Genomic DNA, 25,807 nt, shown 5'->3' on the forward strand with positions numbered 1-25,807 from the left:
CGCATGCGACAGATCAGGGCCAACGACCACGGGGTCGCGGCGATCAGCTTCGTCGAAGGGGTCCGCGACGGCCGTCCGTGGGCCGACTACCTCGAAGTGATCGGCCCCGGCGCGATCGAGGTGATCATGGCGCAGCTGAAGGGCTGGGCCGTCTCCGCCGACGTCGACCTCGGCCGCGAACTGGTCGCGCGCGGCGCCCGCAGGCTCCGCCACGCCCACTCCATGTACGCCGACCTCACGGCCCTCCCCTCCGCCCCCGGCGCCCCGCCCGAAGGGGTGCGCTTCACCCCGGTCGACCGCTCGCCCGAGGACATCTATCCGGCCATGAGCGCGGCCTACCCGCCCGGCCACGTCGACCACCACGCGCGCGACCGCGACGAGGCCATCGCGACCGAGTTGGTCCCGCTCCTCGACGGCAGCATGGTCGGCCCGCTGCTGCCGTGCAGCTCGCTGGCCGTGAACGACGCGGGCGCGGTCGTCGCGGGGGTGTTCGTGAACGACTTCAAGACCGTCCCGTGGGTGACCGAGGTGTTCCGCCACCCGGCGCTGTCGGTCCCGGGCACCGGCGGGCGGCTGCTGCGCCACGTGCAGCTCAGGGCCGCCGCCGACGGGCTCGACCGGCTGGGGCTGGCCGTCAGCGACGGCAACCCGGCGCAGCGGGTCTACAGCCGGCTCGGGTTCGCCGTCACCCACACCGCGTTCACCGTGGCGATCGAAGAAAGTCCCTGACCGCCCGCTCGTAGGCGTCTGGGTCGACGTTCCACGACCCGGTGTGGCCGCCGCCCTTGGTCTCCACCAGCGTGGTGAGGTCGGGCCGGGCCCGGGCGAACGCCTGCGCCCGGTCGACCGGCACGGTCGCGTCGTCGTGGTCGACGAAGATCAGGATCGGCAGGTCGAACTCGGCGGCGTGCTCGACGTGGTCGAGGTCGCCGAAGCTCAGCCCGGTCCGCGCTGTGATCACCCACTGGCCGACCGTGGTGAGGAAGCCGGGCACACCCATCTGCCGCGCCCCCAGCGCGATCGGCGAGCGCCAGTCGAGCACCGGGCTGTCGAGGATCAGCGCGGTGATCCCCGCGCCGGGCAGCCGCCTGGCCGTCACGGCGGAGATGCCGCCGCCCATCGACCAGCCGTAGAGGACGAACTTCCTGGCGCCCCGGGTGCGGGCGTAGTCCATCGCGGCCTGGACGTCCTCCCACTCGGTGTCGCCCAGGTGGAACCGGCCGTCGGGGCTCGCGGGGGCGCCCTCGTCGTTGCGGTAGGAGATCGCGAGCACCGGATGGCCCAGCTCGTGGAGCGTGGGGATGATGCGCAGCGCCTCGCCGCGACCGCCGTTGCGGCCGTGGACGGCGATCACCCACGTGTCGGAGGCGCCCTCGGTCAGCCACGCGGGGAACACGCCCAGCGGTGACTTCACGCCGACCTCCTCGAAGGGCACCCCGACCGACTCGGGGGTGCCCGCGCCCCACATCCAGCGGTCGAGGTAGGCGAACACGCCCGGCCGCAGGTCGCCGCTGCTGACCTTCTCGAGCCTGCGGGTGACCGTGCCGGCTCCCACCGAGATCGTCTCGCCGAGCAGGGCGTTGCCGCCGGCCCAGGTCAGGCCGTAGGAACCCGGCGCGCCGGTGTCGCCGCCGCCCTTCAGCGTGACCCGGCCGTCGCCGACGGCGGTGACCTCGATCGGGTAGTTGGAGGTGTGGACGGGGTCGATGACGAGACCGGAGTAGTAGTAGCCGGCCGCGCCCAGGGCCAGCGCCACGACGACGACCGTGCCGGTCGCGCCCAGCAGCACGCGGCGCCGCCACTTTGTCCGCATGGGAGCCACCATCTCGCGGCCGGCGACCCCGTGGCGACGGTTCCTGCGGGATTTGGCAGATATGCACGCCTAGAGTCGCGGTCATGGACAAGCACGAGACCAGAGCCTTCTTCGCCGCCCGCGCCGCGACCTGGGACGACACGTTCCCCGACGACGGCCCGGCGTTCGCGGCGGCCATCGCCCGCCTGGAGCTGCGGCCCGGTCTGGTCGCCCTTGACGCCGGGTGCGGCACCGGCCGGGCGATGCCGCTGCTGCGCGAGCACACCGACCGGGTGGTCGGCGTCGACCTGACCCCGGAGATGGCCGCCGTGGCGAGCGAACGCGGCCCGGCCCTGATCGGCGACGCCTTTCGGTTGCCCTTCGCCGACGCGACCATCGGGGGCATCCTGGCCGCCGGGCTCATCGGCCACCTCGGCGACGCCGAGGGCACCCTGCTGGAGTTCGCGCGGGTGGCCCGGCCGGGTGCCCGGCTGGCCCTCTTCCACCCGGTGGGCCGGGCCGTGCTGGCCGCCCGCCGGGGCCGTGAGCTCTCTCCGGACGACATCCGGTCCGAACACCGCATCACGCCGCTGCTCCGGGCCACCGGCTGGGAGCCCGTGCACTTCCACGACGACGACGATCACTATCTGGCCCTCGCCCGTAGAGACGGGCAGCGGGCGGCGGTGCCGGGGTGGGCGGAGCCGTAACGGAAGGAAAGGAAGTTACCTCGCAGAAGCGAGGGTATTGCTCGATTAGTGCGGCGATTGCGATGCAGTCGCTATCGGATGGTTAGCGGGTGCCACGTAATCTTGGGAGCATTCCTACGGTAAGGAGTGCTCGGTGTTGAAGCGCCTGTCCCTCGTCGCGGCCATCGCGTCCGTGTTCGCGCTGGCGGCCTGCGGGTCGTCGTCGACCGACGGTGCGGCCCCGTCGTCGGCCGCCCCCGCCACGTCCGCCGCCGCCCCGGCCGAGCTGACGGTCTTCGCCGCGGCGTCGCTCACCGGGACCTTCACCGAACTCGGCGAGCAGTTCGAGGCCGCCAACCCCGGCACCAAGGTGACCTTCAACTTCGGCTCCAGCGCCACGTTGGCCCAGCAGATCACCCAGGGTGCGCCCGCCGCCGTGTTCGCCGCCGCTTCTCCTGCGACGATGAAGACCGTGGCCGACGCCGGCCTCGCGGGCACGCAGACCGTGTTCGTGAAGAACAAGCTGGAGATCGCGGTGCCGCCGGACAACCCCGCCAAGGTCGAGAACCTCAAGGACCTGACCGATCCGAAGGTCAAGGTCGCGTTGTGCGCCGAGCAGGTGCCGTGCGGGGCCGCCGCCGTCAAGGCGCTCGACGCCGCCGGGCTGAAGGTCACCCCGGTCACGCTGGAGCAGGACGTCAAGGCCACCCTCACCAAGGTCGAGCTCGGCGAGGTCGACGCGGCGCTGGTCTACAAGACCGACGTCATCGCCTCGGCCGGGAAGGTCACCGGCATCCCGTTCCCCGAGGCCGACCAGGCGATCAACGACTACCCGATCGCCACCCTGAAGGACGCGCCGGCCCTGGCACAGAAGTTCGTCGACCTGGTGCTGTCGCAGCAGGGCAAGGACGTGCTGACGAAGGCCGGTTTCGAAGCCCCGTGAGAAGCCGCGTCCCCTGGCTCCTGGTCGTCCCGGCCGTGCTGGGGATGGCGTTCCTCGTCCTGCCGCTGGCGGGGCTGCTCGTCCGGGCGCCGTGGTCGACGTTGCCGCGGCGGCTCTCCGAACCCCAGGTTCTGGAGGCGCTGCGGTTGTCGCTGGTCACGGCGTCCCTGGCGACGGTGATCTGCCTGGTGCTCGGGGTGCCGCTGGCGTGGCTGCTGGCCCGCACCGACTTCCCCGGCCGCCGCCTGCTGCGCGCCCTGGTGACCGTGCCGCTGGTGCTGCCGCCGGTGGTCGGCGGCGTGGCGCTGCTGCTGGTGCTCGGCCGGCGCGGGCTGGTCGGGCAGTGGCTGGAGTCGGCGTTCGGGTTCTCGTTGCCGTTCACGACGGCCGGGGTGGTCGTCGCGGAGGCGTTCGTGGCGATGCCGTTCCTGGTCATCGCCGTCGAGGGCGCGCTGCGGGCCGCCGACGTGCGGTACGAGGAGGCCGCCGCGACCCTGGGGGCCTCGCGCTTCACCGTGTTCCGCCGGGTGACGCTGCCGCTGGTCGCGCCGGGCGTGCTGGCCGGAGGGGTGCTGTGCTGGGCGCGGGCCCTGGGGGAGTTCGGCGCGACGATCACCTTCGCGGGCAACTTCCCCGGCCGCACCCAGACGATGCCGCTGGCCGTCTACCTGGCCCTGGAGACCGAACCCGAGGCGGCGATCGTGCTCAGCCTGGTGCTGCTGGCGGTGTCGGTGCTCATCCTGGTCGCGCTGCGCGACCGCTGGGTGGGGGCGGCGGCATGACGTTGCGCGCCCGCATCGTGGTCGAGCGGCCGGCCTTCCGGCTCGACCTCGACCTCACGGTCGGCCGGGGCGAGGTGGTCACGCTGCTCGGCCCCAACGGCGCGGGCAAGACGACCGCCCTGCGCGCCCTCGCCGGGCTGACCCCGCTGACCGAGGGCTCGATCGAGCTCGACGGCGTCCGCATCGAGCACGAACCGGCCGAGCGACGCCCCGTCGGCGTCGTCTTCCAGGACTACCTGCTCTTCCCGCACCTGTCGGCGCTCGACAACGTCGCCTTCGGCCCCCGCTGCCAGGGAAGGTCGAAGGCCGAGGCCCGGCGGCGGGCCGAGGAACTGCTCGACCGCATGGGCCTCGCGGAGTTCTCCTCGGTACGCCCCCGCCGCCTCTCCGGCGGACAGGCCCAGCGGGTGGCGCTGGCCCGGGCCCTGGCGGTCGAACCGCGCCTGCTGCTCCTCGACGAGCCGCTGGCCGCCCTCGACGCCCACACCCGCCTGGAGATCCGCTCCGAGCTGCGCCGCCGGCTGACCGGCTTCGACGGCGCGACCGTCCTGGTCACCCACGATCCGCTCGACGCCATGGTGCTGGCCGACCGGCTCGTGGTCGTCGAGAACGGCGCGGTCGTGCAGGAGGGCGCCCCGACGGAGATCGCCCGCCGCCCCCGGACCGACTACGTGGCCCGGCTCGTCGGCCTCAACCTCTATCGCGGCGAGGGCGACGGCGACCGGGTGACGGTCGGCGGCCTGTCCTTCGCCGCCGAGGAGCACGTGACCGGCCCGGCGTTCGTGGCGTTCGCGCCGCGTGCGGTGGCCCTCTACCGGGCCCGTCCCGACGGCAGCCCCCGCAACCTGTGGGAGGGCCGGATCGACGGCATCGAACGGCACGGCGACAACGTGCGCGTCCACGTCGACGGCCCGGTGGCGGTCGCCGCCGACGTCACCCCGGCGGCCGTGGCCGAACTCGACCTCACGCCCGGCCGCCCGATCTGGGTCTCGGTGAAGGCCACCGAGACGCACGCCTACCCCGCCTGAAGGACCTCGTCGGCGAGCCGTTCGGCCGCGTCGGGGCGGCCGTGGCGGCGCGCCTCGGCCGCGAGCGCCGCCCGCCGCGCCGGGTCGGCCAGCAGCGGCCCGACCGCGGCCTGCAGCCTCTCGGGCGTCACCTCGCCGAGCAGTGCGACCGCGGCCCCGGCCTTCTCCAGATAGGAGGCGTTGTGGGCCTGCTCGTTCCCGGCCGAGGTGGCCAGCGGGATCAGCACGGCCGCCTTGCCGAGCGCCGTGACCTCGGCGACGGTGCCCGCGCCGCTGCGCGAGACCACCACGTCGGCGAGCGCGAGCACGTCGGGCAGTTCGGCCCCCACGAACCCCTTGACCTGGTAGCGGGCCGCCAGCGCCGGCGGCAGGGCCCGCGCGGCGGCGACGACCTGCTCCTCCTCGGCCGGGCCGCACTGGTGCACGACGTTCGCCCGCTCCAGCAACCACGGCAGGATGGCCGTGACGAGCCCGTTGATCTGCCGGGCGCCCTGGGCGCCGCCGGTGACGTACACGGTCGGCAGGGCGCGGTCGAAGCCGTCGACCGGCGCGCGGTCGGCCCGCCCGGTGAGCACCTCGGCCCTGACGGGGTTGCCGGTCACCACGGCCCGCTCGCGCGCCGCGCCCGACAGCAGTTCCAGCGACGCCTCGGCCGTCAGCGCGACGCGGGCCGCGCCCCGGGCGAGCACCCGGTTGGCCAGCCCGAGCCGGACCGTCTGCTCGTGGACGACCAGCGGCACCCGGCACACCCGCGCCGCGATGCCGACCGGCACCGCGACGTAGCCGCCGGTGCCCAGCACGACGTCGGGACGGAACCGGCGCACGATCGAGACGGCCTGGAACACCCCCAGCGGCACCCGGAACATGTCGCGCACGTTCTCGGCCGACACCATCCCCAGCAGGCTCCGCGCCCGGCGCACCTTGCCGGTCGCCACCGAGGCGAACGGGATGCCCTCGGCGGTGGCCACCCGCTCCTCCAGGCTCCCGGCCGCGCCGACCCAGAGCACCTCCAGCCGCCCGCCGGTCCGGGCCCGCAGCGCGCGGACCGTGGTCAGCGCCGGGAAGGTGTGCCCGCCGGTGCCGCCCCCGGAGACGATCAGGCGGAACGGTTCTGCCTCGAAGATCACGGTCCGGGACGATAGCAGTCAGGTCCGCCACAGTTGGTCGTCGGACCAGATCCCGATCTGCGTGATGCCGCTGATCTGGCGTCCACCGCAGAGGTCTCCCGGCACGACCAGATGGGGGTCGGCCAGCGGGTTCCCGTCCATCGTGGTGCCGAGCACGGCCGCGACCCCGGCGAACTCGGGATCGATCTCGCCCCACGACAACACGGCGTGGTGCCCGTCGCCGCCCAGGATCGAGATCAGGAAGCGGAGCCGGTCCTTGCGCTCGGCCGGGTCGAAGGCCGGCTGCGCGGCCCGGACGACGTCGAGGAGCAGCGGCCCGGAGAAACGATGCCGGCGCAGCCCGGACGTGCGGCAGCTGAAGGAGATCTCGACATCGTGCTGGGGGAGCGTCCGGAGGTCGTGGACGCTGAGCGACGCCTTGTTGCGGATGTCGCCATCGAGTCGCACCATGTCCAGGTTTTACCCCGCATCTGCGAGGGCAATGACGTTCTTTGGCTCGCAGATAGGAAGAACAGCGGCCCGCCTGGCAGGCGGGCCGCTGTTGCTCACTCCTCTTCGAAGACGTCCTCGAAGACCTCTTCCACGACCTCGCCGAGGATCATGCCGCCGACGACGCCGGCCGCGGCTCCGGCGACCACGCCGCCCATGCCGATGCCGCCGCCGTGGTGGTGATCGTCGTCGTGGTGGCCGTAGTGGCCGCCGTGGTGGCCACTGTGGTGGCCCCCGTGGTGGCCGTAGGAGCGCTGGGCCAGCCAGTTGCCGAAGACCGACGTCCAGTCGGTGCTCAGCGCCTCCTGGTGGGTGGTCGGGAAACGGCCGATCGCGTCGTGGCCGCCCTCGATGACGATCTCCAGGTGGTGGGGGTCGGAGATGAAGGTCACCTCGATCTCGCCGTACTGGTGAGAGGTGAACTCGATCTCCTGGTAGAACGGCAGCGTCTGGCGGGAGCCGCCGATGTGCCCGGCCTCCAGGTCGGCCGACCGGAAGTGGAAGCCCAGCCGCGACAGCGACTCGAGCACGTGGACCTGCGAGGGGAGCGGCGCGACCTCGATCATGTCGAGGTCGCCCTTGTCGACCGCCTTGGCGATGGCCAGCTCGGTGCGCACGCCGATCGCCATGCCGCGCAGGCCCTCGCTGATGGGGGTCTCCCAGGGGACCGGGAGCTGGAACGGGATCGTCCGCTCCTCGCCGGTCCGGAGGGTGAAGGGCCCGGAGACCGGGAAGCCGAAGAACTCGCGCAGCCCGCTGCTCTCGCCTTCGCTGTGCTCGATCTCGACCCGGGCGACGAGGCTGAGGGTGATGTGCTCGATCTCCGCGTCGACCTCGCCGCCCTTGATCCGCACCTCACCGGAAAGGGCGCCGCCGGGCTGGGTGCGCGGGTTGTGCAGAACGGTGTCCACCGAGGGGGCGCCGACGCCGAATGCGCTCAGCATCCGTTTGAAGACCACGTTTTCTCCTGTCGAGTTGGACGTCTCGGCCGCACGCCAGAACGTTCAGCGCCGGCGTACGGTTCCGCGTTCGAGAAGAAGATCGATTTTGGCGTGGAGCGCGGCGACCTCCTCGCGGAGTTCGACCAGCTCGGCCTGGGCCAGCTCCTCCGACGGCGAGGGTTCGGCGTCGTTCATGGCGTTGACCACAACCGCAATGAACAGGTTCAAGGCGACGAACGTCGAAATGAGGATGTAAGAGATGAAGAACAACCACGCCCAGGGCTTGTGCGCCATGACCTCCTTGGCCACCGTGCCCCAGTCGTCGCCGGTCATGATCTGGAACAGGGTGAAGAGGGAGTCGGGCAGCTCGTCGAACCGCTCGGGCGCGACCTCGCCGAACAACTTGGTCGATATCACCGCCGCGACGTAGATCATCAGCAGCAGCAGTCCGATGATCGACGCCATCCCGGGCACGGCCGTGAGCAGCGCGCTCACCACCCGCCGCATGCTCGGCACGGCCGACACCAGACGGAGCGCGCGCAGGATGCGCAGCGCCCGGAGCACCGATGTCGGCCCCGACGCCGGGACGAGCGCGACCACCACGATGATCAGGTCGAACCAGTTCCACGCGTCGGTGAAGAAGTCGCGGCGGTAGGCGTAGAGGCGGGCCAGGATCTCGACGGCGAAGATCGTCAGCGCGATGTGGTCGATGGCGACGAGCAGTCCGCCGACCTGGGCCATGAGGGTGGCGCTGGTCTCGCAGCCGATGGTGATCGCGTTGACGACGATGAGGATGACGACGGCGCGCTGAACGGCGGGACGTTCCAGAAACCGGCGAACACGTTCATGTCGGGCTAATTCCACGCGGAAGATCATCCCACTGGGCAGTCGATTGCCCGTCAGCGCCACATGTCAACGGAATCAGGGGGATTCACGTCATCATGGGCCCCATGGACGTCCACCTGCTCGCGGCCTTCGCGGTCGCGACCTTCCTCCTGAACATCGCCCCCGGGCCCGATCTGCTCTTCGTCATCACCAACGGCGTGGCGGGCGGGCGGCGGGCCGGCGTCCTGGCCGCGCTCGGGGTCTCCACGGGGCTCGTGGTGCACTCGGTCGCGGCCGCGTTCGGCCTGGGCTTCCTGATCGCCAGGGCTCCCGAGGCGCTGACGGCAGTCCGGATCGCGGGGGCGGTCGTGCTGCTCTGGTTGGCGTACACGACCTGGAAGGGCAGCCGAGAGGCCCTGCACGTGACCGAGGCGCCGCAGCGGTCGCTGCGGCGCACCTATGTCATGGCCGCGCTCACCAACCTGGCCAACCCGAAGGTCATCCTGTTCTACCTGGCGTTCGTGCCGCAGTTCGTCACCAAGGGCGACCAGGCGTGGCCGGTCACCGTGCAGATGCTGGTGCTCGGGCTGATGTTCATCGTCTCCGGCCTCATGGTCGACGGCTCGGCCGGCCTGCTGTCGGGCCACCTGTCGGAGCGCATCGCCCGCCGCCCCGGCTTCCGCACGTGGATGGAGCGCATCTCGGCCGGCGTCTTCGCCGCCCTGGCCGCGCGGCTGGTCCAGGAGTCGACCACGGCGCGGTAGCCGCCGCCTAGAGCGCCGAGCCGCCGCCGTCGACGGGGATGACCGCCCCGGTCATGTACGACGCCTTGTCGGAGGCCAGGAACGCCACGACGTCGGCGATCTCCTTGGGATCGGCGGCCCGGTGCAGCATGGTGCCCTCGTCGAACTCCTTGGCCCGTTCGCCCATGCTGTGGTACATCCCGGTCACCACCGGGCCGGGCGCCACCGCGTTGACCCGGATGCCCCGATCGGCGAACTCGGCCGCCCACGTGCGGGTGAGTTCGTTGATGGCGGCCTTGGTGGCGCCGTAGACCGACAGGAACGGCACGGCCACCACGGCGGCGATGGTCGAGATGTTGACGATCGCGCCGCGCCCGCGCTCCATCATCCCCGGCACCAGCGCCTGGGTGAGGAAGTAGGGCGCCCTGAGGTTGAGCGCGAGGGTCTTCTCGAAGACCTCGGGGTCCTGGCCGACGGTCGCGGAGACCGGGGCCATGCCGGCGTTGTTGACGAGCACGTCGACGTCGCCGGCCTCGCCGGCCAGGTCGTGGAGCGCGTCGAAGTCGGTCAGGTCGGCGGGCACGAACCGGGCGGAGCCGCCGTTCTGCACGATGTCGTCGACGACCATCGCGCCCTTGGCGGCGTCGCGGCCCGAGACGATGACGTCGTCGCCCTGGGCGCCGAACACGCGGGCGCTCTCGGCGCCGATCCCCTCGGTGGACCCGGTGATGAGCACAGATCTCATAACAGACATAACCGGCAAATCGGTCAGCTCAGTTCCGTCCCGATAACTGTTGGCACCCGATCTCCCGTCTCAATACCCTCGACCCCATGGCCCACGTCGAGATCGCCCATATCACCCATGTGCTCCCAGACGGGCGGCCACTGCTCAACGACGTCTCCTTCCGCATCGGCGAGGGCGTCAAGGCCGCCCTCGTGGGCCCCAACGGCGCGGGCAAGACGACGCTCATGCGGCTGATCGCGGGCGATCTCCAGGCGGTCGAGGGCACGGTGGCCAGCTCCGGCGGCCTCGGCGTGATGCGCCAGTTCATCGGCAGCATCCGCGACGGCCGGACCGTCCACGACCTGCTCCTGTCGGTGGCCCCGACCCGGGTCAGAGCGGCCGCCGAACACCTCGCCAAGATCGAGCTCCTGATGATGGAGCGCGACGACGAGAAGACCCAGATGCGCTACGCCCAGGCGATCACCGACTACACCGACGCCGGCGGCTACGACATCGAGGTCCTGTGGGACACCTGCACGATGGCGGCCTTGGGCATCCCGTACGACGCCTGCAAGTACCGCGAGGTCAACACCCTCAGCGGTGGAGAGCAGAAGCGGCTGGTCCTGGAGGCCCTGCTGCGGGGCCCCGACCAGGTCCTCCTCCTCGACGAGCCCGACAACTACCTCGACGTGCCGGGCAAGCAGTGGCTGGAGCAGGTCCTGCGCGAGACCCAGAAGACCGTCCTGCTGGTCTCGCACGACCGCCAGCTGCTCGCCAACGCCGCCGACCGCATCGTGACCGTCGAGTCGGGCAACATCTGGGTGCACGGCGGCGGCTTCACCACCTACGCGCAGGCCCGCAGAGAGCGCAACGAACGCCTCGACGAGCTCCGCAGGCGCTGGGACGAGGAGCACGCCAAGCTCAAGCGCCTGGTCAACATGCTGAAGCAGAAGGCCACCTACAACGACGGCATGTCGGCCGCCTACCACGCGGCCCAGACCCGGCTCCGCAAGTTCGAGGAGGCGGGCCCGCCCGAGATGGCGGCCAAAGACCAGAACATCAACATGCGCCTGCGCGGCGGCCGCACCGGCAAACGGGCGGTCATCTGCGAAGGCCTGGAGCTCACCGGCCTGATGAAGCCGTTCGACCTGGAGATCTGGTACGGCGAACGGGTCGCCGTGCTCGGCTCCAACGGCTCCGGGAAGTCCCACTTCCTGCGGCTCCTCAGCGGCGACGACGTGAATCACACCGGCGTCGCCCGGCTCGGCGCACGGGTCATCCCCGGGCACTTCGCCCAGACCCACTCCCACCCCGAGCTGATGAAGCGCACCCCGTGCGAGATCGTGATGACCGAGCACGCCCGGCTCAAGAACGAGGCCATGAAGATCCTGGCCCGCTACGAGCTGGCCGGCACCATCGCCGAGCAGCGATTCGAGACCCTGTCGGGCGGCCAGCAGGCCCGTTTGCAGATCCTCCTGCTGGAGTTGTCGGGCGCGACGCTGCTGCTGCTCGACGAGCCGACCGACAACCTCGACCTCGCCAGCGCCGAGGCGCTCCAGGAGGGCCTCGACGCCTTCGAGGGCACCGTCATGGCGGTCACCCACGACCGCTGGTTCGCCGCCGACTTCGACCGCTACCTGGTCTTCGGCGCCGATGGGAAGGTCTACGAATCGTCAGAGCCCGTCTGGGACGAGGGGCGGGTCGTCCGCGCGCGTTAAAGATTGGGTCCGCTGTTGGCGGGTCGAGGTGAACGGGGCCGCGCGCACGCGTTATCACGGCCTGGTGACGCACCGTATGACAGCCCTGGCCCTGTCGTTCCTCTCCGTGACGCTCCTGGTTTCCGGGTGCTCGGGTGACGAGGAGACCAAGAAGACCGAACTCGCGCCGCTCGCGTTGAAGGAGCAGACCTCCTCGGTCGTGCAGGCCAGCGGCGGTTACCTGGTCAACTGGGCCGCCGTGCTCAACAACGGCAACAAGTGGCACTTCGGCGAGAACGCGGTCGCCACCATCACCGGCAAGGACGCCGCCGGCAAGGAGGTCGTCCGCATGGAGCAGCCGCTCGACGCGGTCGCCCCGGGCGGGTCGATGGCGTTCACGGGGGAGGCGCTGGCGGTCGAGAAGCCGGTCAGCGTCAAGATCGACTACAAGCCGGCCTCGTGGCACCAGGCGGCCCGGGTGCCGTCGGCGTACAAGTCGTTCCCGGTGACCCGGGTGTCGACCGAGAAGCTGGGCGCCTCGTCCTACCTGATCACCGGCTACGTCGAGTCGCCCTACACGCGTCCGGCCGGGAGCCTGGTGGTGACCGGGCTGCTGCGCGACGCCGCGGGCAAGCTGATCGGCGGGGGCACCGCCTTCGTCGACGACGTCCGGCCGGGCGCGAGCCGCCGCTTCATCATCACGGTCGAGAGCGTCAGCGCCGGGGTCGCCGCCGCCACCGCCGTGACCGCCCGCACCTGGGGCGCCACCGCCAAGCCCTACGAGGACCTGGCCGCCGGCGGGGCCGCGCCGATCTTCACCCAGGCCCCGAAGACCGCGCCGTTCGCCAAGGACCGGGGCTACACCGTCATCACCGAACAGAAGCCGTGAACCCGTGAGGTTACGGTAATGGCATGACCACCCCCCGTATCGTCCTGTTCGGCGCCACCGGCTACACCGGGCGGCTCACGGCCAAGGCGCTGGTCGCGCTGGGCGCCGAGCCGCTTCTGGCCGGGCGGGACCCCGCCCGGCTGGCCGACCTGGCGGCCACGTTGCCGGGCGCGCTGCCCACGGCGGTGGCCGACGCGACCCGGCCGCGCTCGGTGGCCCACCTGCTCGAACCCGGCGACGTCCTGGTCTCCACGGTGGGACCGTTCCTGCGGTGGGGCGACGCGGCGGTCACGGCGGCGATCGAGGCGGGCGCGGTCTATCTCGACTCGACCGGCGAGCCGCCCTTCGTCAAGCGCGTCTTCCAGCGCCACGGCCCCGAGGCGGCCGCGGCGGGCGCGACCCTGATCCCCGCCTTCGGGTACGACTACGTCCCCGGCAACCTGGCCGCCGCCCTGGCCCTGCGCAAGGCCGGCAACGACGCGATCAGGGTCGACGTGGGCTACTTCCTGCGCGGCAACATGGCCAAGAGGGCCAGCGCCGGCACCCGCGCCTCCGCGCTGAGCATGATCCTCGAACCCATGTACGGCTTCCGCGACGGCCGCATCGTCCGGGAGACGGGCCGCACCCGGGCCTTCGCCTTCGGCGCTCGACGGCGCCACGGCATCGCCATGGGGGCCAGCGAGCACTTCGCCCTGCCGCGCACCCACCCCCGGCTGCGCGAGGTCAACGTCTACCTCGGCTGGCTCGGCGGCCTGACCCGCGCGGCGGGCGTCTTCGCCAGGGCCACCCCGCTGCTGCGGGCGCTGCCCGGCTCCAAGCGCCTCATGGCGGCCATGGCCGAGCGGGCGGCCCGGTCGACGAACCAGGAGACCCACCCGATCGCCTCCCAGACCATCGCCGAGGCGTACGCCGACGACGGCACCCTGCTCGCCACCGTCCGCCTGAACGGCGGCGATCCCTACGACCTGACCGCCAGAATGCTCGCCTGGGGCGCGACCAGCGCCCTGGTCGGCGGGGTGGGCGGGATCGGGGCGCTCGGCCCGGCCGAGGCGTTCGGGCTCGACGCCCTGGCCGAGGGATGCGCGTCGGCCGGGCTGGCCCCGTGAATCACCAAGAAACAGCGCGTCGCGGTGGGATCACTCCGCGTTCGTGATATTCCCCCGAATAAGGCTCGATCTTTCTTCCGGGGGGCGATTTCCATGAAGAACCTCAAAGTACGGCCTACACCACGATTCGGGCGTGGCACCGCCTCCACGAAAGACCTCATGACCTCCTGGGCCCTCGTCGAGGCGGCGGTGGCGCGGCGCGACGCCCCGTACACCTCGGTCGTCTGGACCGCCCGGCTCGGCTACCTCTCGCTCCCGCTGCTCTTCCTGGGCGGCGTGGGCGTCTTCCTCGCACTGGCCGCGCTGGTCATGGGCGTGCGGGCGCTGCGGGAGATCGCCGACGACCATCCCCGGTCGATCAACCGGGGCGTTGTCGAGACCGCCATGGTCTGCTCCGGGGTGACGCTGGCGCTGGGCGCCTCGGCCGCCGCCGCGGCGGGCCTCGCGATCGTGGCCGGCGGCCTGGCGTGAGACCTCACCCATGGGCGGGGGCGGTGTCTTCGAAGCGGATTCGCGTCTCGCTGGCCCTCGCCATCGTGGTGGCGCTCGGTTGCGGGCCGGTCAGCCACGTCGAACCGCCCCCACCGAAGCCGGTGCCGAAGGTGCTGGTGATCGGGGTCGACGGGGTGCGCACCGACCGGGTGCTCACCACCAAGGCGACCTATCTGCGCGCGCTGATGAGCGAGGGCCTCTACGCCACCGGCCACCTCGATCTGGCCCCGGGCGTGAAATCGCTGAGCGGTCCGGCGTGGTCGACCATTCTCACCGGCGTCAATCCGGAAAAGCATGGCGTACACGACAACACCTTTGATGGACGCCAATACACGAGATATCCCGATTTCCTGACCCGGCTGGAAAGGCTGCGCCCCGACCTCGACACGCTGGCCGTCACCCTGTGGCGCACCTTCTTCGAGACCGGCCTGCTCCACCAGGTCGACTGGCACGCCACCCTGCGCCCCGGCGTCGACTACGCCGAGCACCTCAAGGACGAGATGATCATCCGCCGGATGACCGACCTGATCTCCCGTCACCAGGTCGACGTCGTCTTCCTGCACCTGGTCAACCCCGACAAGGTGGCCCACAAACACGGGCCGCTGGGCCCCGAGTACACCACCGCGCTCGACACCATGGACCTCGGCGTCGGCCGCCTCGTCGACGCCGTCAGGCGGCGGCCGACGTTCCCGAACGAGAAGTGGTCGGTCATCGTGGTGACCGACCACGGGCACCGCGACGAGGGCGGCCACGGCGGCCTGTCGCCGGAGGAGCTGCAGATCTTCCTGCTCGCCGCCGGCCCCGGAATCCGGCACGAACGCCGCCACGAGGCGAAACTCGTCGACGTCGCGCCGACCGTTTTCGCCCAGTTGGGGATACGAATTCCGGCCGACTTCGAAGGCGTTCCACTCGGGGGAGAAAAGTGAGCCGCGGGCGGCCGAAGGCCGACCGTGGCTCGCGCTCGTGAATCCGCCCCAATAACCGGGAAAATAGCGGCGGAGAATGCGGCAGAAATCCTGAACTCCAAGTTACGGATCCATTACCTTCTGTGACATGACCGATCGCGATCTGGTTCAGGCCCTGCGCGCCCGCGATCCGGGTGCTCTCGCAGCCCTCTACGACGCCCACGCCGAAGGCGTCTACCGCTTCTGCTGGTTCCTGCTCGGCGCCGAGGGCGCCCAGGTGGCGTTACGCGACACCATGATCGCCGCCGAGGCCCACGTCGACGCCCTGCGCGACCCCGACCGCCTCTACGTCTGGCTGCTCGCGCTGGCCCGCGCCGAGTGCCGCCGCCGGTGGCAGGCCGGCCAGCCGGCCGAACCCGAGGAGGCCCCCGACGCCGCCGCCTGGCATGCCGTCCACGGCCTGCCGCCCGAAGACCGCGAGATCCTCGAACTGTCGCTGCGCCACGGCCTGGCCGCCGCCGACCTGGGCGTGGTGCTCGGCCTGAGCGCCCGCCACGCCGAGGCCCTGCGCGAGTCGGCCTCGCTCCGGCTGCAAGACGCGATCACCGCCGAGGTGCTGGCCCGCCGCGACCCCGGCGACTGCCCGGCCCGGTCGGTCCTGGTCGCCGACGCCGAGGGCGGCGACCCCGACGAACGGCGCGCCCGCGTGGTGAACCACATCTTCACCTGCGAGACCTGCCGCCCCCACCGGGCCCGCCAGGTCTCGGCCGGCAAGGTCTTCGCCCTGCTGCCGCTCCCGGTCATGCCCGACACGGTCCGCGTACGGGTGATGAGCTGCTTCATCGACCCCGAACTGCTGGCCTACCGCCGCTACGTCGCCCGCCGGGCCGGGCCGCTCGACCCCGACGGTTTCCCCGGCACCCCGAACCGGCGCGGCCGCCACGTGGCCGTGGGCGCGGTGGCGGCCGTGGTCGCGGCGGCCGTGGTGGTCGTGCTGGTCATGCAGGTCACCGGCGACCCGATGGAGAACAGAAGCGGCGTGGCCGCGCCGACCGCCCGGCTCTACACCCCCGCCGCGACCGTCAGCGACTACCCGCCGAAGGTGCCGCCCAAGGTGCCGCCGCCCATCCGCACGCTCGACCCGGTCAAGGAGTCGTCGGAGAGCGCGGTGGCGCGGCCCCGTCCGACCGTGCTCGGCGTGCACTACCCGCCGCCCCCGCGTGTCGTCCCCCCGCGTCCCCGTCCCACCAAGACCGCCCAGGGCGAGCCTCCCCACAGCCGCCCGCCGGGCCCCCGCCCGTCGCCGACCCCGGTCGCCACGGTCACCCCGGCGGCCGAGCCGGTCGAGGTCGACCTGGCGTCCACCCCCGCGGAAACGCACGAGCACGAGCACGTGAAGGGCGAACACCATGGCCGCCGACGGCTTTGCCGTTCGTGATCGCCGGGTCTACCCCGACCTGCCGCCCGCCCCGCTGGCCGACCTCGTCACCAAGGCCCACGAGGCGGCCTGGCCGGTCTGGCTCGACCCGGGGCCCCGCATGCTCCGCGACGTCCTCGACCTCAGCCGCCTCCAGGCCGCCCGGGCCCTGGCCGTCCTGACCTGGCTGGCCGAGGCCCACACCCCCGACGACGTCACGTGGTTGTTGTCCCCCCGCCGCCTGACCGGCCCCCGGCAAGACCGCATGTACGGCGAGGCCGCCCGCCTCCCCGCCCCCGTCCTCAACCTGGTCGTCGCCAACTGGACGTGGGTGCAGAGCACCCCCCACGGGGGCCGGGTCACCGCCCCCTACCTGGCCGGCACCGCCTACCCCGACGACGGCTACGCCGCCGCCCACGCCGCGATCACCCTGGCGCAGATCCACGAACGCCACCCCGAGGCGCGACCGGCCCTGTCGGTCGCGTGGGCGGCCTGCCGGACCGCCGCCGACTGGTGCAAGGCGGCCGAACTGAGGGCCACCCACGGCGGCGACGCCCCGGTGTTCGCCTACCCGCGCGGCCCCGACCCGGTCACCACGGGCATGCGCCCCTGGATCGCCCGGCTGTTGAAACTTGTGTGAACACCTTTGCCATTGGGGCCGGTGTTCCTTGAGTGACCTGCGGGAATGGGCCTGCGCATGTGCAATCGCAGGTCGAGGGCGCTGCCCGCGACGCTCATCGTCGCCGGGCTGCTGGCCGGGGCGCCGGGTGAGGCCGCCGCGACCCCGGGCCCCCGCGACACGATCTCCGCGCAGGTCCGGGAGCTCGCCCGCAACCAGGTGAAGCTGGCGCGGGCCAAGGAGCGCCGCCGCGAGCTCGTCAGAGACGCCGAGCGCCTCGTCGAGGCGTACAACGGCGAGCTGGTCAGGGTGCGGCGGGCGCGGGCCGAGCACGCCGAGGTCACCGCCGACCTGCTGGCGGCGGAGAAGACCGTCGAGGAGGCCAGGAGCCGGGCCGCCGCCCTGGCCGCCGACGCCTACGGGGTCGACCTGGCCAACCCGATGATGGCCCTGCCGGGCGCCCCCGACGCGCTGATGCGCCGGGCCAGCCTGGTCACCCAGATCGGCGACGAGCGCGCGGCCGTCATCGACCGCCTCGACGACAGCCGCGAGGTGCTCCGGATCCTGCAGAACCAGGCCGCCGACATGCTCGACGAGGCCCACCGGGCCGCGGCCGAAGCGGGGCGTCTCAAGACGGCCGCGGAGGAGGCCGTGAAGACGCAGCTGGCCGAGACCAGGGACCTGCGCAGGGAGCAGCGGGAGATCGAGGAGCGCCTCGACCTGGCCAGGTTCCGGATGGGGGCCGGTCCGGCGGCGCCCGGCTGGGCGCTCACCGCCGGGGGCGCGGGGGGCGAGGCGGCCCGCTGGGCGCTGGCCCAGCTCGGCAAACCCTACGTGTGGGCGGCCGACGGCCCCGAGAGCTTCGACTGCTCGGGGCTGACCATGCGGGCCTGGGAACGGGCCGGCGTGCCGCTCGACCACTGGACCGGCACGCAGTGGACCGCCGGGCCGCACGTCGAATCAGCCGACCTGCGCCCCGGCGACCTCGTCTTCTTCGGCGACCCGATTCACCACGTGGGCATGTTCATCGGACGCGGCCTGATGGTCCACGCCCCCCAGACGGGAGACGTGGTCCGCATCGCGTCGATGTGGCGGCCCGACTACGTCGGCGCCACGAGACCGGGCTGAGTCAGTGCTTGGCGCGCTTGTAGGAGCGCTCGATCTCGGCCTCGGCCTCGGTCCGGCCGACCCAGTTGGCGCCCTCGACCGACTTGCCGGGCTCGAGGTCCTTGTAGACCTCGAAGAAGTGCTGGATCTCCAGCCGGTCGAACTCCGGGACGTGGTGGATGTCGCGGATGTGCTCCTGGCGGGGGTCGCGTGAGGGCACGCAGAGGACCTTGTCGTCGCCGCCCTTCTCGTCGGTCATGCGGAACATCCCGACGGCGCGGCAGCGGATGAGACACCCGGGGAAGGTCGGTTCCTGGAGGAGGACGAGGGCGTCGAGGGGGTCGCCGTCCTCGCCGAGGGTGTTCTCGATGAAGCCGTAGTCGGCAGGGTACTGAGTGGACGTGAACAGCATCCGGTCGAGCCGGATCCGGCCGGTCTCATGATCCACTTCATATTTGTTGCGTTGCCCTTTGGGTATCTCAACGACAACGTCGAACTCCACTGCCATTTCCTCCGCTCAAGCCATCCGAGTGGTCCCGGAGTGGCGTTAGTGTCTCGTAGGCGTTACTTAGGGGAGAGGTCACGTGGTGCGACGCGAACGTTGGATGGTGATCGCCACCCTCGCGCTGCTACAGGTCTTCGTCATCGCCGCGGGCGTCTACCTCGTGGTCAACGGCACCGAGCGAGTTCCGATACAGGCCGCGGCCCCCAAACCGGCCCCCACACCGATCGTCACGGCACCGCCTGTTCTGGTCGCCGCGCTCGACGGCCCTCTCCCGGCTAAGAGTACTTTGACCACCCTGCTTCGTGACGCCATGGGTGACCCGGGAATCGGTGGCAAGGTCGCAGGTACCGTCATCGACGCAGAAACCGGGCAAACGCTGTTCGATGAGGGCTCGACCACCGCGCTGACCCCGGCGTCCACCACCAAAGTGGTCACCGGCGCCGCGGCGCTGGCGTCGATCGGCGCCGATGTGACGTTCGCCACGACGGTCGTCCAGACCGCCCCCGGCAAGATCGTTCTGGTCGGCGGCGGCGATCCGACCCTGGCCGGGCCCAAGGCCGACCCCCGCGACCACTATCCGCGCGCGGCCAGCCTCCAGACGCTCGCCTCCCGCACCGCCAAGGCGCTGAAGGCGGCCGGAATGAAGTCGGTCACGCTCTCGTACGACGCCTCGCTCTTCCAGGGCCCGGTGACCGCCCCCGGCTGGAAGCCGACGTACGTGCCCGAGGGCAGCGCCTCCCCGGTGACCGCGCTGGCCATCGACGAGGGCCGCGTCGTGCCCCGCCAGGACGCCCCCCGTTCGGCCAACCCGCCGGCCGACGCCGCCAAGGCGTTCGGCGACCTGCTGGCCAAGTACGGCGTCAAGGTCGGCAAGACGATCAAGTCGGTCAAGGCCGCGCAGCCCGGCCAGGAACTGGCCCGGGTCGAGTCGGCCCCGGTCTACGCCCTGGTCGAGCGCATGCTCACCGAGAGCGACAACGACCTGGCCGAGGCGCTGGGCCGCCACGTGGCCATCGCCGAGAAGCAGCCCCACACCTACGCCGGCCAGGCCAAGGCCTACCAGGCCGTGCTGACCCGCCTCGGCGTCACCCAGGGCGTCGAGGTCCACGACGGCAGCGGCCTGTCGACCGCCAACAAGATCACCCCGGCGGCGCTGGCCAGACTCGTCGCGCTGGGCGCCTCCCCGCAATACCCGAACCTCCACTCGCTGATCAGCGGAATGCCGGTCGCGGGCTTCACCGGCACCCTCCACGGGCGCTACGGCGAGGCCGACTCGAAGGCCGGCGCCGGATTGGTCCGGGCCAAGACGGGCACGCTCGACGGAGTGAACACACTGACGGGCCTCGTCCACACCGCCGACGGACGGCTGCTGAGCTTCGCGTTCATGGCCAACGGCGTCACCGACCCCGGCAAGACCGTCAAGGCGCTCGACCGGCTCGCGACCCTGGTCTCGCGCGCAGCCTGAACCGACGACATACGGTGGTGAACATGCAGGTGATCGACTGGGATCTCGCCGTCGCTACCGGAGTCCGGCTCGTCCGCCCGGGGCCACAGGTGAGCCGTGAAGAGGCCAGGCAGGCCGTCAGCGAGCTTCGGCGCCTGTCGCGCGAGGCCGAGGTCCACGTCAAGGAGTTCACCGGGATCGACTCGGCGCCTCCCGAAGAGGCCACCGTCGTCGACCGTCCCGGCTGGATCCGGGCCAACGTCGAAGGGTTCAAGGTCGTCCTCGAACCGCTGTCGGAGAAGGTCGGCAACGTGCCGGCCATCGTCAGCGCCGTGGGCTCGCGCATCACCGGCGTCGAGGTGGGCGCGGTCCTGGCCTTCCTGGCCAGCCGGGTCCTCGGGCAGTACGAACTGTTCCTGCCGCCCGACCCCGACGGCAACGCCCCGACCGGCCGCCTCACCCTGGTGGCCCCCAACATCGTCAACACCGAGCGCGAGCTGCGCGTCGACCCGCGCGACTTCCGCCTCTGGGTCTGCCTCCACGAGGAGACCCACCGGGTGCAGTTCACCGGCGTCCCGTGGTTGCGCGAATACCTCCAGGCCCAGATGAAGGAGTTCCTCACGATCTCCGACATGGACCTGTCGACCCTCCTCGACCGCATGCGCGACGTCACCGACGCGGTCGCCGACGCCTTCCGCGGCGGCGAGGGCAACCTGATCGAGGCCATCCAGACCCCCGAGCAGAAGGCCGTGCTCGACCGGGTGACCGCCGTGATGACCCTGGTCGAGGGCCACGGCGACTACGTGATGGACGCCGTGGGCCCCAGCGTGGTGCCCTCGGTGGCCGAGATCCGGGCCAAGTTCCAGCAGCGCCGCGCCGGCGGCTCCCGCGTCGACCAGGTGATCCGCCGCCTGCTCGGCGTCGACCTCAAGATGAAGCAGTACGCCGAGGGCTCCTCCTTCGTGACCACCGTGGTCGAGGAGGCCGGGATGGACGGCTTCAACCGGGTCTGGACCTCCCCGGAGACCCTGCCCACCCGCCAGGAGATCTCCGATCCCCACGCGTGGATGCGCCGGGTCCTCGTCACCAACGCGCTGGAGCCCGATCACAAGTCCGCCTGATGGGCCCGCATCCGGCGGTCGCCGACGTCCGCCGCGCGATCCGCGAATCGCTCTCCGACCTCGACAAGGGAAGCCTGGCGCTCGCCGCCTGCAGCGGCGGCGCCGACTCCCTGGCGCTGGCCGCCTGCCTCGGCTTCGTCGCGCCGCGCCTGGGCCTGCGCGCCGGGCTGGTCACTGTCGACCACGGCCTGCAGCCCGGTTCCCGCTCAAGAGCCGATGATCTTGTACGTCTCGCGCCCGACCTCGGGCTTTCCTTCGGTGAGGCCGTCACGGTGGAGGTCGGAACCGTGGGCGGGCCGGAGGCGGCGGCGCGGATCGCCCGGTACGCGGCTCTCGACGACCTCGCCTCGCGGCACCAAGCCGTGATCCTGCTCGGCCACACCCGCGACGACCAGGCCGAGACCGTGCTGCTGCGGCTGGCCCGGGGCAGCGGCTCGCGCACCCTGTCGGGCATGGCCGAGGTCGCGGGCGTCTACCGGCGGCCGCTGCTGGGCGTGAGCCGTACCCGGACGGAAGAGGTCTGCGCGGCACTCGGCCTGAGCCCCTGGCACGACCCCCACAATGACGACCCGCGTTTCACCCGGGTCAAGGTACGGCAAACCTTGTTGCCCCTCCTGGAGTCGGAACTCGGCCCCGGCATCGCCGACGCGCTCGCCCGCACCGCCCGGCTCTGCCGCGACGACGCCGACGCCCTCGACGACTGGGCCGACCGCGTCTACGCCGAGGCCAGAGACCTCGGCACCGGGCTGTCGACCGCCCTGCTGGCCGAACTGCCCGCGGCGGTGCGCCGCCGGGTGATCCACCGGGCCGCCGTCGCCGCCGGGTCGCCGCCCTCGGCCCTCGCGGCCGTGCACATCGAGGAGGCCGAGCGGCTGATCACCCGCTGGACGGGGCAGAAGGGGGTGGACCTACCCGGAGGGGTGGGTGTGGTGCGGCGATATGGCAGGCTGATGTTCACCAGCTCCCTCTCGTAAGGAATTCGCAGGTGGACGCAGCCGACATGGGCAGAGACCTGTCCAGGGTCCTCATCTCCGAGGAAGAGCTCCAGACCAAGATCAGGGAACTCGCCGGGAAGATCGACGCCGACTACGCGGGCCACGAACTGCTCATCGTCGGAGTGCTGAAGGGCGCCGTCATGGTGATGGCCGACCTCGCCCGCGCGCTCCACGTGCCCGTCCAGATGGACTGGATGGCGGTGTCGTCCTACGGCGCCGGCACCAAGTCGTCGGGCGTGGTGCGGGTGCTGAAAGACCTCGACACCGACATCGCCGGCCGTCACGTGCTGGTCGTCGAGGACATCATCGACTCGGGCCTGACCCTGTCGTGGCTGCTCAACAACCTCCAGTCGCGCAACCCGGCCTCCGTCGAGATCTGCACGCTGCTCCGCAAGCCCGACGCGGTGAAGGTGCCCCTCGACGTCAAATACGTGGGTTTCGACATCCCCAACGAGTTCGTCATCGGCTACGGGCTCGACTACGCCGAGCGCTATCGAAACCTCCCATTCATCGGCACTCTCGCGCCACATGTCTATGGCGGCGAATAAGCCCTGAGCGAAGTGGCCCCTCCGGAGGCTTGATATTTGCTCTCCGCGAAGGGAACACGCCTGTCCCTGACGTACGTTGGAGGAGCAATGCCCGAGCCTGCCGGGCGGTGACCCTCACCGGCGGCTCGGTGTACCTTCTGATAACCCGGGGGCGGCCCCGGGGTAGTCAGAAGGAGCGGCAAAGGGTGCCGCGACCCCCTTTACCCAAAGGGGGCCAGGCCTTGGTCAGGAAGGGACGGGCCCGCCGGGGTTCCGCATCGGATGGATCTCAAGCGATTTACACGTGGGCCACTGCTGTGGATCCTGGGCATCGTCGTGCTTCTGCTGCTCGTCACGACGTTGATGAACACCGGCGGCAATTACACCACCGCCGACACCTCCACTGTTCTCCAGCAGATCAACAGCGGCAATGTGGTCAGCGCCAAGGTGACCGACAGAGACCAGGTCGCCGCGGTGACCCTGGCCAAGCCCATTCAGGTCGGCGGCAAGTCGACCGACCGCATCCAGGCTTCCTGGGTGACCGGTCAGGGCGTCCAGATCACCGAGGCGCTCGCGAAGGCGAACCCGAAGAACGGGTGGACGGTCGAGGTTCCCAAGGAGAACTTCTTCGTCACCCTGCTGTTGAGTTTCCTGCCGATCATCCTGATCGTGCTCTTCTTCTTGTTCTTCCTGAACCAGATGCAGGGCGGCGGCTCCCGGGTGATGAACTTCGGCAAGTCGAAGGCCAAGCTCATCACCAAGGACACGCCGAAGACCACGTTCGCCGACGTGGCCGGGGCCGACGAGGCCATCGAGGAACTCCACGAGATCAAGGAGTTCCTGCAGGCGCCCGCCAAGTTCCAGGCCATCGGCGCCAAGATCCCCAAGGGCGTCCTCCTCTACGGCCCGCCCGGAACCGGTAAGACCCTGCTCGCCAGGGCAGTCGCCGGCGAGGCCGGGGTGCCGTTCTACTCGATCTCCGGCTCCGACTTCGTCGAGATGTTCGTGGGTGTCGGCGCGAGCCGCGTCCGCGACCTGTTCGAGCAGGCCAAGGCCAACGCCCCCGCCATCATCTTCATCGACGAGATCGACGCCGTCGGCCGGCACCGGGGCGCGGGCCTCGGCGGTGGTCACGACGAGCGCGAGCAGACCCTGAACCAGCTGCTCGTCGAGATGGACGGCTTCGACGTCAAGGGCGGCGTGATCCTCATCGCCGCGACCAACCGGCCCGACATCCTCGACCCCGCGCTGCTGCGTCCCGGCCGGTTCGACCGGCAGGTCACCGTCGACCGTCCCGACCTCGAGGGCCGCAAGGGCATCCTCAAGGTCCACGGCCGCGGCAAGCCCTTCGACGACAGCGTCGACCTCGACGTCATCGCCCGCCGGACGCCGGGCTTCACCGGCGCCGACCTGGCCAACGTGATCAACGAGGCGGCGCTGCTGACCGCCCGCCAGGACAAGAAGCTCATCACGATGGAGATCCTCGAAGAGTCGATCGACCGCGTGATGGCCGGCCCCGAGCGCAAGTCGCGGGTCATGTCCGACCAGGAGAAGAAGATCATCGCGTACCACGAGGGCGGCCACGCCCTGGTGGCCCACGCGCTGCCCAACTCCGACCCGGTTCACAAGATCACGATCCTGTCGCGCGGCCGCGCCCTCGGTTACACGATGACGCTGCCGATGGAAGACAAGTTCCTGGCCACCCGCTCCGAGATGAACGACCAGCTCGCGATGCTGCTGGGCGGCCGCACGGCCGAGGAGCTCGTCTTCCACGAGCCCACGACCGGCGCCTCCAACGACATCGAGAAGGCGACCTCCATCGCCCGCCGCATGGTCACCGAATACGGCATGAGCGAGAAGCTCGGCGCCCGCAAGTTCGGTTCCGGCAACGGCGAGGTCTTCCTCGGCCGCGAGATGGGCCACGAGCGCGACTACTCCGAGCAGATCGCGTCGTCGATCGACGACGAGGTCCGCCGTCTGATCGAGTCGGCACACGACGCGGCCTGGGAGATCCTGGTCGAATACCGTGACGTGCTCGACAACCTGGTGCTGGAGCTGATGGAGAAGGAGACCCTGTCCCGCGAGCAGGTGCTGGAGATCTTCAGCCCGATCGTGGTCAGGGAGAAGCGGCCGTCCTACGCCGGTTACGGCAAGCGGCTGCCCTCCGACCGTCCTCCGGTCATCACGCCCAAGGAGGTCGCCGCGGCCAACGGTCACGGCGCCCCCGCCATCGCCTCCGGCAACGGCTCGCCCGTCGCGCAGCCCGCACCCCAAAAGGACGAGGCGTAAGAACAGTGGTTGGCAAGCCTCTCCAGGTCGACAACGCCCGGATCGAAGCGGCCGTACGCGAGATTCTGATCGCGATCGGCGAAGATCCGGGCCGTGAGGGCCTGGTCGAGACTCCGGCGCGCGTCGCCCGAGCCTACGCGGAGCAGTTCGCGGGGCTCGGGCAGAAGCCGGAAGACGTGCTCACGACGGTGTTCGACGCCGACCACGACGAGATGGTCCTGGTGCGCGACATCGAGATCTACTCCACGTGCGAACACCACCTGGTGCCCTTCCACGGGGTGGCCCACATCGGCTACATCCCCAACGACAAGGGCCAGGTGACGGGCCTGTCGAAGCTGGCCCGGCTGGCCGACCTCTACGCCCGCAGGCCCCAGGTCCAGGAGCGGCTGACCTCCCAGGTCGCCGACGCCCTCATGGAGGTCCTGAAGCCCCGCGGCGCGATCGTGGTCATCGAGGCCGAGCACATGTGCATGACCATGCGGGGCGTCCGCAAACCGGGCGCCAAGACGATCACTTCGGCGGTCCGCGGCATCTTCCGCGAAGACGACAAGACCCGCGCCGAGGCGATGTCCCTGATCATCGGCCGCTAGTTTTCGATCGTTATCCACAGGTGC

At 71.1% G+C, this 25,807-nt stretch carries 27 protein-coding genes; 20 read left to right on the forward strand and 7 right to left on the reverse strand.

Going from position 1 to position 25,807, the window contains the following annotated elements; all coding sequences use genetic code 11:
- Positions 1-3: 3 nt before the first annotated feature.
- Positions 4-729, forward strand: coding sequence for a GNAT family N-acetyltransferase (locus AW271_RS14240; protein WP_062336857.1), 726 nt, complete (start codon positions 4-6; stop codon positions 727-729).
- Here AW271_RS14240 and AW271_RS14245 read toward each other — a convergent pair.
- On the reverse strand, positions 701-1,813 hold the full coding sequence (locus tag AW271_RS14245) for an alpha/beta hydrolase (RefSeq protein WP_157554141.1): 1,113 nt from the start codon (positions 1,811-1,813) through the stop codon (positions 701-703). The genes AW271_RS14240 and AW271_RS14245 overlap by 29 nt on opposite strands.
- Positions 1,814-1,896: 83 nt before the next feature.
- Between AW271_RS14245 and AW271_RS14250 the strand changes: the two genes are divergently transcribed.
- The 4 genes from AW271_RS14250 to AW271_RS14265 all read left to right on the forward strand — a co-directional run bounded on the left by AW271_RS14250 (position 1,897) and on the right by AW271_RS14265 (position 5,231).
- Positions 1,897-2,499 carry a class I SAM-dependent methyltransferase gene (locus AW271_RS14250; RefSeq protein WP_062336862.1) on the forward strand — a complete coding sequence of 201 codons (603 nt, stop codon included), beginning with the start codon at positions 1,897-1,899 and terminating at the stop codon, positions 2,497-2,499.
- Between the two features lie 136 nt (positions 2,500-2,635).
- Positions 2,636-3,421: a molybdate ABC transporter substrate-binding protein gene (gene modA / locus AW271_RS14255; RefSeq protein ID WP_062337520.1), complete on the forward strand. Its 786-nt coding sequence runs from the start codon at positions 2,636-2,638 to the stop codon at positions 3,419-3,421.
- Between the two features lie 44 nt (positions 3,422-3,465).
- Positions 3,466-4,203 (forward strand): ABC transporter permease, encoded by a 738-nt coding sequence (locus tag AW271_RS14260; protein WP_083976691.1) that lies wholly within the window; start codon positions 3,466-3,468, stop codon positions 4,201-4,203.
- Positions 4,200-5,231, forward strand: coding sequence for an ABC transporter ATP-binding protein (locus AW271_RS14265; protein ID WP_062336866.1), 1,032 nt, complete (start codon positions 4,200-4,202; stop codon positions 5,229-5,231). Before AW271_RS14260 ends, AW271_RS14265 begins: the two co-directional genes overlap by 4 nt.
- Here AW271_RS14265 and murG read toward each other — a convergent pair.
- The 4 genes from murG to AW271_RS14285 form a co-directional block, all read right to left on the reverse strand.
- Positions 5,219-6,358, reverse strand: coding sequence for an undecaprenyldiphospho-muramoylpentapeptide beta-N-acetylglucosaminyltransferase (gene murG / locus AW271_RS14270; RefSeq protein ID WP_062336868.1), 1,140 nt, complete (start codon positions 6,356-6,358; stop codon positions 5,219-5,221). The two genes, AW271_RS14265 and murG, sit on opposite strands and share 13 nt — an antisense overlap.
- 18 nt (positions 6,359-6,376) lie before the next feature.
- Positions 6,377-6,808, reverse strand: coding sequence for a molybdopterin-binding protein (locus tag AW271_RS14275; RefSeq protein WP_062336871.1), 432 nt, complete (start codon positions 6,806-6,808; stop codon positions 6,377-6,379).
- Between the two features lie 95 nt (positions 6,809-6,903).
- The gene (locus AW271_RS14280; RefSeq protein WP_062336873.1) at positions 6,904-7,806 is read right to left on the reverse strand and encodes a sporulation protein; all 903 of its coding nucleotides are present in this window, start codon (positions 7,804-7,806) and stop codon (positions 6,904-6,906) included.
- A 45-nt stretch (positions 7,807-7,851) separates the two neighbouring features.
- Entirely contained in the window at positions 7,852-8,652 is an 801-nt protein-coding gene (locus AW271_RS14285; RefSeq protein WP_245653053.1) for an ion transporter, read from the reverse strand.
- 86 nt (positions 8,653-8,738) lie between these two features.
- Here AW271_RS14285 and AW271_RS14290 point away from each other — a divergent pair, with 86 nt between their 5' ends.
- Positions 8,739-9,377 (forward strand): LysE family translocator, encoded by a 639-nt coding sequence (locus AW271_RS14290; RefSeq protein ID WP_062336878.1) that lies wholly within the window; start codon positions 8,739-8,741, stop codon positions 9,375-9,377.
- 7 nt (positions 9,378-9,384) lie between these two features.
- On the opposite strand, the gene AW271_RS14295 is transcribed toward AW271_RS14290, so the two are convergent.
- Positions 9,385-10,101, reverse strand: a complete 717-nt coding sequence (locus AW271_RS14295) for an SDR family NAD(P)-dependent oxidoreductase (protein ID WP_218008049.1) — start codon at positions 10,099-10,101, stop codon at positions 9,385-9,387.
- A gap of 86 nt (positions 10,102-10,187) precedes the next feature.
- Here AW271_RS14295 and AW271_RS14300 point away from each other — a divergent pair, with 86 nt between their 5' ends.
- The 8 genes from AW271_RS14300 to AW271_RS38450 all read left to right on the forward strand — a co-directional run bounded on the left by AW271_RS14300 (position 10,188) and on the right by AW271_RS38450 (position 18,333).
- A complete protein-coding gene (locus AW271_RS14300; protein ID WP_062336883.1) occupies positions 10,188-11,798 on the forward strand; it encodes an ABC-F family ATP-binding cassette domain-containing protein in 1,611 nt (536 codons plus the stop codon).
- Between the two features lie 64 nt (positions 11,799-11,862).
- Positions 11,863-12,666 (forward strand): hypothetical protein, encoded by an 804-nt coding sequence (locus AW271_RS14305; RefSeq protein WP_157554143.1) that lies wholly within the window; start codon positions 11,863-11,865, stop codon positions 12,664-12,666.
- A 23-nt stretch (positions 12,667-12,689) separates the two neighbouring features.
- Complete coding sequence (locus AW271_RS14310; RefSeq protein WP_062336887.1) at positions 12,690-13,772, forward strand: saccharopine dehydrogenase family protein; 1,083 nt, start codon at positions 12,690-12,692, stop codon at positions 13,770-13,772.
- A 159-nt stretch (positions 13,773-13,931) separates the two neighbouring features.
- Complete coding sequence (locus AW271_RS14315; protein ID WP_062336889.1) at positions 13,932-14,243, forward strand: hypothetical protein; 312 nt, start codon at positions 13,932-13,934, stop codon at positions 14,241-14,243.
- Positions 14,244-14,266: 23 nt separating this feature from the next.
- On the forward strand, positions 14,267-15,190 hold the full coding sequence (locus AW271_RS14320) for an alkaline phosphatase family protein (RefSeq protein WP_062336891.1): 924 nt from the start codon (positions 14,267-14,269) through the stop codon (positions 15,188-15,190).
- Between the two features lie 127 nt (positions 15,191-15,317).
- A complete protein-coding gene (locus AW271_RS14325) occupies positions 15,318-16,607 on the forward strand; it encodes an RNA polymerase sigma factor (RefSeq protein ID WP_062336893.1) in 1,290 nt (429 codons plus the stop codon).
- Complete coding sequence (locus AW271_RS14330) at positions 16,579-17,226, forward strand: hypothetical protein (RefSeq protein ID WP_062336896.1); 648 nt, start codon at positions 16,579-16,581, stop codon at positions 17,224-17,226. The genes AW271_RS14325 and AW271_RS14330 overlap by 29 nt, the downstream gene beginning before the upstream one ends.
- A gap of 57 nt (positions 17,227-17,283) precedes the next feature.
- A complete protein-coding gene (locus AW271_RS38450; RefSeq protein WP_245653054.1) occupies positions 17,284-18,333 on the forward strand; it encodes a C40 family peptidase in 1,050 nt (349 codons plus the stop codon).
- 1 nt (position 18,334) lies between these two features.
- On the opposite strand, the gene AW271_RS14340 is transcribed toward AW271_RS38450, so the two are convergent.
- Entirely contained in the window at positions 18,335-18,814 is a 480-nt protein-coding gene (locus AW271_RS14340) for an inorganic diphosphatase (protein WP_030452941.1), read from the reverse strand.
- An 85-nt stretch (positions 18,815-18,899) separates the two neighbouring features.
- Here AW271_RS14340 and dacB point away from each other — a divergent pair, with 85 nt between their 5' ends.
- The 6 genes from dacB to folE all read left to right on the forward strand — a co-directional run bounded on the left by dacB (position 18,900) and on the right by folE (position 25,783).
- Positions 18,900-20,282 (forward strand): D-alanyl-D-alanine carboxypeptidase/D-alanyl-D-alanine endopeptidase, encoded by a 1,383-nt coding sequence (dacB, locus tag AW271_RS14345; protein WP_063817997.1) that lies wholly within the window; start codon positions 18,900-18,902, stop codon positions 20,280-20,282.
- 23 nt (positions 20,283-20,305) lie between these two features.
- Positions 20,306-21,382, forward strand: coding sequence for a zinc-dependent metalloprotease (locus AW271_RS14350; protein WP_174553090.1), 1,077 nt, complete (start codon positions 20,306-20,308; stop codon positions 21,380-21,382).
- Positions 21,379-22,356: a tRNA lysidine(34) synthetase TilS gene (gene tilS / locus AW271_RS14355; RefSeq protein ID WP_062337522.1), complete on the forward strand. Its 978-nt coding sequence runs from the start codon at positions 21,379-21,381 to the stop codon at positions 22,354-22,356. The genes AW271_RS14350 and tilS overlap by 4 nt, the downstream gene beginning before the upstream one ends.
- 11 nt (positions 22,357-22,367) lie before the next feature.
- Entirely contained in the window at positions 22,368-22,925 is a 558-nt protein-coding gene (gene hpt, locus AW271_RS14360; RefSeq protein WP_062336902.1) for a hypoxanthine phosphoribosyltransferase, read from the forward strand.
- A 261-nt stretch (positions 22,926-23,186) separates the two neighbouring features.
- A complete protein-coding gene (gene ftsH, locus AW271_RS14365; RefSeq protein ID WP_062336904.1) occupies positions 23,187-25,193 on the forward strand; it encodes an ATP-dependent zinc metalloprotease FtsH in 2,007 nt (668 codons plus the stop codon).
- Between the two features lie 5 nt (positions 25,194-25,198).
- Entirely contained in the window at positions 25,199-25,783 is a 585-nt protein-coding gene (gene folE / locus AW271_RS14370) for a GTP cyclohydrolase I FolE (RefSeq protein WP_062336906.1), read from the forward strand.
- Positions 25,784-25,807 lie beyond the last annotated feature (24 nt).

It is taken from the genome of Herbidospora sakaeratensis, from assembly GCF_001570525.1.
In the GTDB taxonomy this organism is placed as follows: domain Bacteria; phylum Actinomycetota; class Actinomycetes; order Streptosporangiales; family Streptosporangiaceae; genus Herbidospora; species Herbidospora sakaeratensis.